This is a genomic window from Pseudomonas sp. EA_65y_Pfl2_P74 (assembly GCF_963970575.1).
Taxonomy (GTDB): Bacteria; Pseudomonadota; Gammaproteobacteria; order Pseudomonadales; family Pseudomonadaceae; genus Aquipseudomonas; species Aquipseudomonas baetica_A.
Genome location: NZ_CAXAOQ010000027.1, coordinates 25,427 through 36,495, shown reverse-complemented (window position 1 = coordinate 36,495; position 11,069 = coordinate 25,427). Strand labels below are relative to the sequence as shown.

Genomic DNA, 11,069 nt, shown 5'->3' with positions numbered 1-11,069 from the left:
GCTTATTGCGCCAGCCACCCACCATCAATATTCCACGCCGCGCCGCGCACCTGGCTGCCAGCCTCGCTGCACAGGAACAATACCAATTCACCCAAATGCCGGGGCGTGACGAACTCCAGCGATGGCTGCTTCTCGGCCAGCAAATCATGCTGCGCCTGCTGTGGGTCAACGCCTTTGGCCGCGCGGTCATCAATTTGCTTTTGCACTAGTGGCGTCAACACCCAGCCCGGGCAGATGGCGTTGCAGGTGACATTGCTGGTCGCGGTTTCCAGGCCCACCACTTTGGTCAGGCCGATCACCCCGTGCTTGGCCGCCACATAGGCAGCCTTGCCGGTCGACCCGACCTGGCCATGTACGGACGCGATGTTGATGATGCGCCCCCAATCTTTGGCACGCATGCCCGGCAAGCTCAGGCGAGTGCTGTGAAACACCGAAGACAGGTTGATCGCAATGATCGAGTCCCAGCGCTCAACCGGGAATTCTTCCACGGCAGCGACATGCTGGATGCCGGCGTTGTTGACCAGAATGTCGACGCCACCGAATTCGCGCTCCGCGTAGGCGATCATGTCGGCAATCTGTGCCGGGTCGCTGACATCGGCCGGATGATGGCCGACCTTGCCGCCGAATTGGCTGACTTCGGCGATGACTGTGGAGGCATCACCGAAACCGTTGAGGATCAGGTTGGCGCCAGCCTTGGCCAGGCTCAGCGCGATGCCCAGACCGATGCCGCTGGTGGAACCGGTCACCAGTGCGGTCTTGCCCGTAAGAGTCGTCATGAATACCTCACACAATGCCAGTGGCGTAGAAAGTGCCGATCACTACGAAAACCGCCAGGGTCTTGATCAGCGTAATACAGAAAATGTCTTTATAGGCTTCACGGTGCGTCAGGCCCGTCACGGCCAACAGCGTGATCACCGCACCGTTGTGCGGCAGGGTGTCCATGCCGCCGCTGGCCATGGCGGCCACGCGGTGCAGCACTTCCAGTGGAATATTCGCTGCGTGCGCGGCGCTGATGAACTGCTCGGACATCGCCGCCAGCGCAATGCTCATGCCGCCCGACGCGGAGCCGGTAATACCCGCCAGCAGGGTGACGGTGATGGCTTCGTTGACCAGCGGATTGGGGATCTGCTTGAGCCAGTCGGCCAGCACCAGAAAGCCCGGCAACGAAGCGATCACGGCACCAAAACCGTATTCGGAAGCGGTGTTCATCGCAGCGAGTAACGCGCCGCTGACCGCGCTTTTGCTGCCTTCGGCCAACTTGCTGCGAATCGCCTTGAACCCGAATACCAGCACCATCACGATACCGATCAGCAACGCGGCCTGGACTGCCCAGATCGCTGTCAGTTTGGCAATTTCGGTGGTGACGGGCGTGGCCATGCCCGGTAGCGCGAGGCTGTGGGTCTTGCCGTACCACTGCGGAATCCAATGGGTGAACAGCAGGTTCATGATGCCCACCGCCAGCAACGGTGACAGCGCAATCCACGGGTTGGGCAGCTTGAGGTCTTCAGCCGTTTCCGGCTCATTGCGCAACGCCGTGCCGTAACCTTCACCGGCACGCTGGGCCTTGTTGCGTTGGCACTGCAGGAACAGCATGCCAGCGCAGAACACGAAGATCGTGCCGACCAAACCCAGCCACGGCGCCGCCCATGCGGTGGTGTTGAAAAAGGTGCTGGGGATGATGTTCTGGATTTGCGGCGTGCCGGGCAGGGCGTCCATGGTGAACGAGAATGCACCAAGGGCGATGGTCGCCGGGATCAGGCGTTTGGGAATATTGCTCTGGCGGAACATCTCCGCCGCAAACGGATAAACCGCAAACACCACCACGAACAACGAAACGCCGCCGTAGGTGAGCAGTGCGCAGACCAGCACGATCACCAGCATGGCCTGCTGGGTGCCTAGCAGGCGAATGGCGGCCGCGACGATCGATCGCGAGAACCCCGACAACTCGATCAACTTGCCGAACACGGCACCGAGCAGAAAAACGGGGAAGTACAACTTGATGAAACCGACCATTTTTTCCATAAACACCCCGGTAAACGCAGGCGCTACGGCGGAGGGGTCGGTGAGAAGGACTGCGCCGAGGGCGGCAATCGGGGCAAAAAGAATAACGCTGTAGCCGCGGTAGGCCGCCAGCATCAGCAACGCGAGGGCTGCCAAGGCAATGATCACACTCATGGTGTGTCTCTCCAGAATTGTTATTTTTGTGGGTGAAACGGGTGTGGGAGAGGCTATAGCGAGTTTTGTGCCAGGTTCGTAACGTATTGAAATGTATGGGTTTAATGAGTTTTCAGAAGGGTGGAAACAATATCTAGTCTATGTTTTGAGATTTTTATGGGGTGTGCGGGTGTCTTCACTGGCAAGTCTGCTCCTGCAGACGCAGTGATCAGCCTGTGGGAACTGGGTTGCCCGCGGTGCTTTGAATTTTGTCTTTCTTCAGAGAGTTAAGTCTCTTTATTGAGACTCTGTGATCCCCAGCGCCAGCATTTTCTTGTACAGCGTCGACCGCCCGAGCCCCAGCCGAGCCGCTGCCTCCGGCACCTTCCCCGCGCATTGCGCCAGGGCAGATTGAATCAACTGTCGGTCAAACCGTTCTCGCGCCTGAGCGAATGTTTCCTCGGTCAGCGCTTCAACCGTCGGCGTCGTCGCACGTTCAACCGGAGTAAACGTGCCGACAGCCGCACGAATGTCACTCTGCGTCAGCATCAAGTCATCACTGAGCAACGCCGCCCGCTCCAGCACATTGCGCAACTCGCGAATATTGCCCGGCCAGGCATGTTGCCCCAGTAATGCCAACGCTTCACGGTGCAGTTCATGCTGACTGCGCAGCTCTTCGAGAATGGCTTCGCTGAGCGCGGGCAAATCGTCGAGTCGTTCACGCAGCGGCGGCACCTGGATCGGCAGCACGTTGAGGCGGTAATACAAGTCCGCGCGAAACTCGCCACGCTTGATCGCTGCTTGAAGGTCGGTGGAGGTCGCCGCGATCACCCGCACATCGCTCTGGATCACTTCGTTGGAGCCTACAGGTTCGAATTCCTTTTCCTGCAACACCCGCAGCAATTTGCTTTGCAGCGGCAGCGGCATGTCGCCGATTTCGTCGAGGAACAACGTGCCCCCCTGAGCAATCTGCAGCTTGCCGGTGCGGCCCTTACGGTCGGCGCCTGTGAATGCGCCAGGGGCGGTACCGAAAAACTCGGCTTCGAGCAGCGCCTCCGGAATCGCCGCGCTGTTGATGCTGACGAAAGCTTTGTGCGCCCGGGGCGAGGCACTGTGAATCGCCTGAGCCAGCAGCTCCTTGCCGGTGCCGGTTTCACCGAGCAGCAGGACGGGCGAATCAGCACTGGCGCTGCGCCGCGCACGGCGTTTGACTTCGAGGCTGGCCGCACTGGTGCCGATGAAGTGGGCAAAGTTGTATTTGGTCTGACGTGCGCGCAGCAGTGAGCGGGTCGAGGCGAGTTCTTCCTGCATGCTCAGGTAGCGCTTGAGCATCGGGGACAGTGTGCGCAACTCATCGAACAGGGCGAAGCCTATCGCGCCGATGACTGTGCCGGCGTCGTCGTGAATCGGCAGACGCATTACCACCAACGGTTCTTTTGGCGTGTCTTGCATGTCGAGCAAAATCGGCCGTCCGGTGCGCACCACCTCACGCAAGAGGCTGCTGGGGATCACACTTTCACAAGGCTTGCCGATCGCGCCTGCGGCGGACTCCAGGCCAAACCGCCGGGCGTAACGCTCGTTCATCCAGACGATGTTGGCATCGCGGTCGACAATTACCGTGCCTTCGCTCGATTGCTCGATGATTTCGAACAGCGAGCGGATCGCCAGGGTGCGAACCCGTTGGTAGTCCTTGAGGCTTTCGGTGGTGTTCATGTGCAGACTGATCCTGATTGTGTGTTGCCAGTACCGGCCCTTTCGCGGGCAGCCCGCACCTACAGGTTTCACGGGCGTTCACAAATTATGTCTACAACAGAAGACTCTGTGGGCGCTGGCCTGCCAGCGATGTTCTAGAAACGGTTTCAAGTCGTGCGCCGATTATGCCTACCTCGAATGCGCCGCCGCCAACAACTCTTGGGTGTACGGATGCTGCGGCGAATCAAACACCTCATGACTGGCGCCGCGCTCGACCACTTTGCCGTCCTTGACCACAATCATGTCGTGGGCCAAGGCGCGGACCACCGCCAGGTCGTGGCTGATGAACAGATAAGTGAGCCCGTACTTTTCCTGAAGATCGCGGAGCAGGGCGACCACTTGTTTCTGCACCGTACGGTCCAGTGCCGAAGTCGGTTCATCCAGCAGGATCAGCGCCGGTTTCAGCACCAGTGCGCGGGCGATGGCGATGCGTTGGCGTTGCCCGCCGGAAAACTCGTGGGGATAGCGATGTCGGCTCTGCGGATCGAGGCCGACCTCCTTGAGCACGCGGATCACTTGCTCGTCGCATTCATCGGCGGTGGAATCGCGATGCACCTCCAGGCCTTCGCTGATGATCTGTGCCACCGACATTCGCGGGCTGAGGCTGCCGAACGGATCCTGAAACACCACCTGCATCTGCCGACGCCAGGGTCGTAGCTGCTTCTGATTGAGGCTGTCGAGTGCTTCGCCCTGGAAGCGGATGCTGCCCTTGGAGTCGAGCAGACGCAGGATGGCCTGACCCAGCGTCGACTTGCCCGATCCGGACTCGCCGACGATCCCCAGCGTCTTGCCGCGCTGGATGTTCAGGCTGATGCCGTCTACCGCACGCAGATACTGTTTGCGCTGAAACAGCCCGCCACCGACAACAAACTCGACCCGCAAATCTTCGACTTCCAGCACATTCTCGCGCTCATCCCTAGGCAGTGCTTCACCTTCGGGTTCGGCGTTGAGCAGGACGCAGCTGTAAGGGTGTTTGGGCTCGTTGAACAGGGTTTCGCACGGCGCCTGCTCGACGATCTCCCCGGCCTTCATTACGCAGACGCGCTGAGCAATGCTGCGCACCAGATTGAGGTCGTGGCTGATCAGCAGCAGCGACATCCCGAGGCGGTGTTGCAGGGACTTGAGCAACAGCAGGATTTTGCGCTGCACGGTGACATCGAGGGCTGTGGTCGGCTCGTCGGCAATCAACAGTTCCGGTTCGCACGCCAGGGCCATGGCGATCATGACCCGCTGGCGCTGCCCACCGGACAACTGATGCGGATACGCCTTGAGCCGCTCTTTGGGTTTCTGGATGCCCACCAGTGCGAGCAGTTCGAGAATGCGTTTTTGCGCCGCTTTGCCACCGAGGCCGCGATGCAGCAGCAGAGTTTCGCCAATCTGCTTTTCGATGGTGTGCAATGGGTTGAGCGAGGTCATCGGCTCTTGAAAGATCATGGCGATGCGGTTGCCCCGCAGTTCACGCAGAACCTTGGGATCAGCGCCGATCAGTTCCTGTGCGCGATAGCGAATGCTGCCGGTGGTTTGCGCCTCGGAATCGGGGAGCAATTGCAGAATCGAATGGGCGGTTACCGATTTGCCCGAGCCCGATTCGCCCACCAGCGCCAGGCACTCGCCGGGGCGGATGTCCAGACACAGGTCGCGCACCACGGTCTGACCCTGGAAGGCAACGTTGAGGTTTCGTATTTCAATCAGGTTGTCAGTCATGGTCACGCTTCAGGATCGTGGGTCGAATGCGTCGCGTAACGCTTCGCCGATGAACACCAGTAGGGAAAGAATCAGCGCCAGGGTGAAAAACGCCGTCAAGCCCAGCCACGGTGCTTGCAGATTCTGTTTGCCTTGACCGATCAGCTCGCCCAGCGAAGCACTGCCGGCGGGCATGCCGAACCCGAGGAAATCCAGTGCAGTGAGCGTGGAAATCGCCCCGGTCAGAATGAATGGCAGATAGCTGAGCGTGGCGTTCATGGCGTTGGGCAGAATGTGCCGGACAATCACCTTGCGGTCACTCAAACCCAACGCACGCGCAGCTTTGACGTATTCCAGATTGCGCCCGCGCAGGAACTCGGCACGCACCACGTCGACCAGCGCCAGCCATGAAAACAGCGCCATGATCCCCAGTAGCCACCAGAAATTCGGCTCGACGAAACCGGAGAGGATGATCAGCAGGTACAGCACCGGCAGCCCCGACCAAACCTCAAGCAGTCTTTGCCCCAGCAGATCGCCCCATCCACCGTAGTAGCCTTGCAATGCGCCAGCCGCAATACCGATCAATGCGCTGACAAACGTCAGCATCAGCGCAAACAGGATCGACACCCGAGCGCCAAAAATCACCCGTGCCAAGACATCCCGCGCCTGATCGTCGGTGCCCAGCCAGTTGACCGATGTCGGCGGACTTGGCGCGGGTTTGTCCAGGTCATAGTTAGGCGTGTCGTCACTGAACGGGATCGGCGGAAACAGCAACCAGCCGCCGTCCTTGTGGATCAGGTTCTGTACGTAGTCGCTGCGATAATCGGCCTGGAACGGCAGTTGTCCGCCGAAGGCCTGTTCGGTGTGGCGCTTGAATACCGGGAAATACCATTGGCCCTGATAGCTGACCACCAACGGCTTGTCATTGGCGATCAGTTCGCCGCCCAGGGTCAAGATAAACAGACCGATAAACAGCCACAACGACCACCAGCCACGGCGGTTTTTCTTGAATCGCTCGAAACGGCGACGACCCAGCGGGGAGAGATTGAGCATCAGGCGTTCCTCGCGGAAAAATCAATGCGCGGATCCACCAGCGTGTAGCACAGATCACCGATCAGTTTTATCAAGAGGCCGAACAGGGTGAAGATGAACAGCGAGCCGAACACCACCGGATAATCCCGCGAGACAGCCGCTTCGTAGCTCATGCGGCCGAGGCCGTCGAGAGAAAAAATTACTTCAATCAGCAGAGATCCGGCGAAGAACACGCTGATAAAGGCTTGGGGTATGCCCGACACCACCAACAGCATCGCATTGCGGAACACATGTCCGTAGAGCACCCGGCGCTCGCTCAGGCCTTTGGCCCGGGCGGTGACCACGTATTGACGCGTTATTTCATTGAGGAACGAGTTCTTGGTCAGGATCGTCAAGGTCGCGAAACCACCGATCACCAGCGAGGTCACCGGCAACACCAGGTGCCAGAAATAGTCGGCGACTTTGCCCAGTGTCGACAGCGATTCGAAGTTGTCCGACACCAACCCGCGCACCGGGAACCAGTTCAGCGAGGTGCCACCGGCAAACAGCACGATCAGGAACATCGCAAACAGGAACGCCGGCATTGCATAGCCGATGATGATCGCCGTGCTGCTCCAGATATCGAAATGACTGCCGTGATGCACGGCTTTGCGAATGCCCAGCGGGATCGAAATCAGATAGGTGATCAGCGTCGCCCATAGTCCGAGGGAAATGGTGACCGGCATTTTTTCCAGGATCAGGTCGGTGACCGTGGCACCACGGAAAAAGCTTTTGCCGAAATCCAGTTGCGCGTAGTTCTTGAGCATCAGCCACAGACGCTCAGGGGCCGGTTTGTCGAAGCCGTACTGTTTTTCGATGTCCTTGATCAGTTGCGGATCGAGGCCACGGCTGGCGCGTGAAGTGCTCATGGTTTCGCTTGAGCCGCCACCGACGTTGCCGCTGCCACCGATGCCTTGCAGATGCGCAATGGCCTGTTCGACCGGCCCGCCGGGCGCGGCCTGAATAATCACGAAGTTGACCAGCAGGATGATCACCAGCGTCGGAATGATCAGCAGCAGGCGCCGCAGTATGTAACCCCACATCAGTGCGGTCCTCCGGGTCTGGCGCGTGTGATTTTTTCAGCGGTCATCTGTTGATTGGTCAGCGGCGTCCGGCTGATTTCCCACCAGCTCTCGATGGCTTCGTCATTGCTGGCCTGAACCGATGGAATGCCGAAACGATTCCACCAGACTGTCGACGTTCCCGGCGGGTAGTAGTTGGGGATCCAGTAGTAGTTCCATTGCAGTACCCGGTCCAGCGCGTGGGCGTAGTGCAGCATGTCGGATTGGGTCGAGGCGCGGATGAGTCCGTTGATCAGCGTGTCGACTGCCGGGTTCTTCAACACCATGTAGTTGTTGGCTCCCGGATCGTTGGCCGATGCTGAGCCGAAGTAGTTGAGCAACTCGCCACCTGGGGACGAGCTGACGGGATAACCGGTGACGATCATGTCGTAGTCGCGACTCATCAAGCGGTTGACGTATTGCGAGGAGTCGATGCGACGGATGTTGAGGTCGATGCCGATCTGTTTGAGCGTGCGTTTATACGGCAGCAGCAGGCGATCCATGCCGTTCTGGCTGACCAGAAAAGTGAAGCTGAGCGGCTCGCCCTTGGCATTCACCAGTTGATCGCCATCGGGTCTCCAGCCGGCTTGCTCCAGCAGTTCGAGAGCTTGCAGCTGTTTATCACGGATTATTCCACTGCCATCGGTTTTCGGCGCTTCAAAGACCTTGGTGAAGACCTCTTCGGGAACCTGTGCGCGTAGCGGTTCAAGAATCTTCAACTCAGCGGCATCTGGCAACTTCCGGGCCGCCAGGTCCGTGTTGGAAAAATAGCTCTGCTGGCGGATGTAGAGGTTGCGCATCATCTGCCGGTTGCTCCATTCGAAATCCCAAAGCATGGCCAGAGCCTGACGCACGCGACGATCCTGGAACATGGGCTTTTGCAGGTTGAACACAAAACCCTGAGCTGACTGCGGTGCTTCGGTGGCCAAATGGGCCTTTTGCAGGCGCCCGTCGCGCAGGGCGGGGCTGTCGTAGCCAATCGAATAACCGGTGGCGGAGAACTCACGGTTGTAGTCATAGGCGCCGCCGCGCAATACCTGGCGGGCGACGTCGGTGTCGCCGAAGTACTCGATGCTGAAGTGGTCGAAATTGTAGAGGCCGCGACTGACGGGCAGATCTTTGCCCCACCAATCGGGATTGCGCTCGAACGTGATGCTGCGCCCGGAGTCGACTTTACCGACCCTGTAAGGGCCGCTGCCCAACGGCGGTTCATATCCGCCGCCGCCGGCGAAGTCACGACTCTTCCACCAATGCTCGGGAAAGACCGGCAGGGTCGCGATATCCAGCGGCAGGGTGCGGTTTTCGTTGTTCTTGAAATCGAAACGCACCGTCAGCGGAGCTTCCACTTCGACGCCTTTGACGTCAGCGAACTGCGTGCGATAACGCAGGCTGCCCTGAGTCATCAATAGATCGTAGGTGTAGCGCACGTCTTGGGCCGTGATCGGTTTGCCGTCGGCGAAACGTGCCTTGGGATTGATGAAGAAGCGCAGCGACAGGCCGTCGTCGGAGCGCTCGATCTTTTGCGCGACCAGACCGTAGACCGTGTACGGTTCGTCCATCGAGCGCTGGGCCAGCGGCGAATACAGAAGGCCGTCGATCTGGGTGACACCGATGCCTTTGTCTATATAAGGAAGAATGTGGTCGAAATGGCCGATCTCGATCGCCGAACGGCGCATCGTTCCGCCCTTGGGGGCCAGTGGGTTGGTGTAGTCGAAATGACTGAAACCGGCAGGATATTTGGCGGGCTCGCCATAGACGGTGAGCGCATGTTGCGGTGTCGCGTTTGCACCAGCGGCGCCGTAAAGCAGGGCGAGGGCGGTGAGCATCAATGTGGGGAAAACCAGTCGCATTGTCAGCCTTGGAACCGGGTAATCGATAAGCGCAAGTTGTACGCGAGAGGCGCGTCAGTCGCCAGCCGTATGTGTTACTGAAACACAACGGCCCGCCAAAAGGCGGGCCGTTGAACAACCATCAGGCGACGGATCAGTCCTGACGGCTGGTGACTTCCAGCAGGTGATAACCGAACTGGGTTTTCACTGGGCCTTGCACAGTGTTGATCGGCGCGCTGAATACCACGGTGTCGAATTCCTTGACCATCTGGCCTGGACCGAACGATCCCAGATCGCCGCCTTGACGGCTGGACGGGCAAGTGGAATTGACTTTGGCGACTTCGGCGAAATCGGCGCCGCCTTCGATCTGGGCCTTGAGTTCGTTGCACTTGGCTTCATCGGAAACCAGGATGTGGCGGGCAGTGGCTTTAGCCATGAGAAAACTCTCCAATCTATTTCAGTAAAGTGTGGAGCCTACCGGATTCAGTGAGCGAATTCTCGGCAAAGTTCCGTTCGGTCGTCTGCAGTTTGATTACAGATTCGCCGCTTGCAGGCGTGAGGCATGTTCAACGTAAAGTTCAATCGGGTCTGGCGGCACGATGACGGCCACGGCCGGGCGGCGCAGGCTGGCCAAGTGATCCAGAGGATAGTCGGAACGGATGACCTGGCCCAGGTGAGAGCTGAAACGCCCGACGAAGCCGTCATTCTGTTCCCCTTCAGTTATGAAATATTGTGACAGCGCCCGGCAAACGCCTTGAACCGGGTCGAGAGTTGGCAGGCCGGCTGCCGGCAGGACGCCGCTCCAAGAGTAATAGTGCACACCATTGACCTGGGCCGGACCGTGCCCGCCCCAAGTGGTGGGCAGTCCCTGCGGAAACTTGTCGTTGAAGTCGCCCACACCTTCGGTTGTGAGCGCCTTTAGCGCCGCCAACGCGCTCTGCGGCAGCGTGATATTGCCGCTGAGCATCGAAAGAAAGTCGGCAAACAGTGTCGCCACATTCTGTGCGACGGCCTCCGGCAGCCGACCTGGAATCAGTGCCTTGCGCAGGAAATCAGCCAGCTCCGATCCGTGGTTCGGGCCGCTGACCGAAGTCACCGAGGCTACCGCGTGTGGCGCGAGCGCCGCAGCGTATCGAGCAGCCAATGCTCCCTGGCTATGCCCTATGAGGTTGACTTTGCTGGCGCCTGTGCCTCGCCGGACACGATCAATCTGGGCGAGCAGTTGCTCACCCCTCACTTCGTTGTTGTGGGTGGCGGAGAGGTGCGGAACGAACACTCGGTTGTTAGCCGTTTTCAGAGCGTCCTTGACGTCATGAAACAGCTCGAAATGGCCGATACGTTCGAACCCGAACAGGCCGTGCACCAACAGGATGGGATAACGAGTTGTAGCATTCCGTTGCATGTTCTTACCTTTTCTCAGAAGTTTGTCGGGAAATCTGTGGGCCACTCTAAAACACACAACTCGTTGAAGAAGTACGAAGAGGCTTCACTAGGCCGTTGAATCTGGACTAGAGGGCGT

The 11,069-nt window shown here is 59.2% G+C and carries 9 protein-coding genes; all 9 read right to left on the bottom strand.

Features of this window, described 5'->3' with window-relative positions:
• Positions 1-2: 2 nt before the first annotated feature.
• The 9 genes from hbdH to AACY18_RS20530 all read right to left on the bottom strand — a co-directional run bounded on the left by hbdH (position 3) and on the right by AACY18_RS20530 (position 10,952).
• Positions 3-776, bottom strand: coding sequence for a 3-hydroxybutyrate dehydrogenase (gene hbdH, locus AACY18_RS20570; protein ID WP_339465926.1), 774 nt, complete (start codon positions 774-776; stop codon positions 3-5).
• Between the two features lie 7 nt (positions 777-783).
• Complete coding sequence (locus AACY18_RS20565; RefSeq protein WP_339465924.1) at positions 784-2,175, bottom strand: GntP family permease; 1,392 nt, start codon at positions 2,173-2,175, stop codon at positions 784-786.
• A 276-nt stretch (positions 2,176-2,451) separates the two neighbouring features.
• Positions 2,452-3,867 carry a sigma-54 interaction domain-containing protein gene (locus tag AACY18_RS20560; RefSeq protein WP_339433147.1) on the bottom strand — a complete coding sequence of 472 codons (1,416 nt, stop codon included), beginning with the start codon at positions 3,865-3,867 and terminating at the stop codon, positions 2,452-2,454.
• Between the two features lie 168 nt (positions 3,868-4,035).
• Positions 4,036-5,610, bottom strand: coding sequence for an ABC transporter ATP-binding protein (locus AACY18_RS20555; protein WP_339433148.1), 1,575 nt, complete (start codon positions 5,608-5,610; stop codon positions 4,036-4,038).
• Between the two features lie 9 nt (positions 5,611-5,619).
• Entirely contained in the window at positions 5,620-6,642 is a 1,023-nt protein-coding gene (locus AACY18_RS20550; protein WP_339465923.1) for an ABC transporter permease, read from the bottom strand.
• Positions 6,642-7,703: a microcin C ABC transporter permease YejB gene (locus tag AACY18_RS20545; RefSeq protein WP_339433150.1), complete on the bottom strand. Its 1,062-nt coding sequence runs from the start codon at positions 7,701-7,703 to the stop codon at positions 6,642-6,644. The genes AACY18_RS20550 and AACY18_RS20545 overlap by 1 nt, the downstream gene beginning before the upstream one ends.
• Complete coding sequence (locus tag AACY18_RS20540; RefSeq protein WP_339433151.1) at positions 7,703-9,571, bottom strand: extracellular solute-binding protein; 1,869 nt, start codon at positions 9,569-9,571, stop codon at positions 7,703-7,705. Before AACY18_RS20540 ends, AACY18_RS20545 begins: the two co-directional genes overlap by 1 nt.
• A gap of 133 nt (positions 9,572-9,704) precedes the next feature.
• Positions 9,705-9,986 (bottom strand): peptidylprolyl isomerase, encoded by a 282-nt coding sequence (locus AACY18_RS20535; RefSeq protein WP_339433152.1) that lies wholly within the window; start codon positions 9,984-9,986, stop codon positions 9,705-9,707.
• A 96-nt stretch (positions 9,987-10,082) separates the two neighbouring features.
• Positions 10,083-10,952, bottom strand: a complete 870-nt coding sequence (locus AACY18_RS20530; RefSeq protein WP_339433153.1) for a lipase family alpha/beta hydrolase — start codon at positions 10,950-10,952, stop codon at positions 10,083-10,085.
• Positions 10,953-11,069: the final 117 nt, after the last annotated feature.

What these genes read in the sequence shown, in the direction of transcription:
- AACY18_RS20565 (WP_339465924.1), bottom strand. Translation starts at nt 2,175, where the DNA reads ATGAGTGTGATCATTGCCTTGGCAGCCCTCGCGTTGCTGATGCTGGCG.
- AACY18_RS20555 (WP_339433148.1), bottom strand. Translation starts at nt 5,610, where the DNA reads ATGACTGACAACCTGATTGAAATACGAAACCTCAACGTTGCCTTCCAG.
- AACY18_RS20530 (WP_339433153.1), bottom strand. Translation starts at nt 10,952, where the DNA reads ATGCAACGGAATGCTACAACTCGTTATCCCATCCTGTTGGTGCACGGC.
- AACY18_RS20545 (WP_339433150.1), bottom strand. Translation starts at nt 7,703, where the DNA reads ATGTGGGGTTACATACTGCGGCGCCTGCTGCTGATCATTCCGACGCTG.
- AACY18_RS20560 (WP_339433147.1), bottom strand. Translation starts at nt 3,867, where the DNA reads ATGAACACCACCGAAAGCCTCAAGGACTACCAACGGGTTCGCACCCTG.
- hbdH (WP_339465926.1), bottom strand. Translation starts at nt 776, where the DNA reads ATGACGACTCTTACGGGCAAGACCGCACTGGTGACCGGTTCCACCAGC.
- AACY18_RS20540 (WP_339433151.1), bottom strand. Translation starts at nt 9,571, where the DNA reads ATGCGACTGGTTTTCCCCACATTGATGCTCACCGCCCTCGCCCTGCTT.
- AACY18_RS20535 (WP_339433152.1), bottom strand. Translation starts at nt 9,986, where the DNA reads ATGGCTAAAGCCACTGCCCGCCACATCCTGGTTTCCGATGAAGCCAAG.
- AACY18_RS20550 (WP_339465923.1), bottom strand. Translation starts at nt 6,642, where the DNA reads ATGCTCAATCTCTCCCCGCTGGGTCGTCGCCGTTTCGAGCGATTCAAG.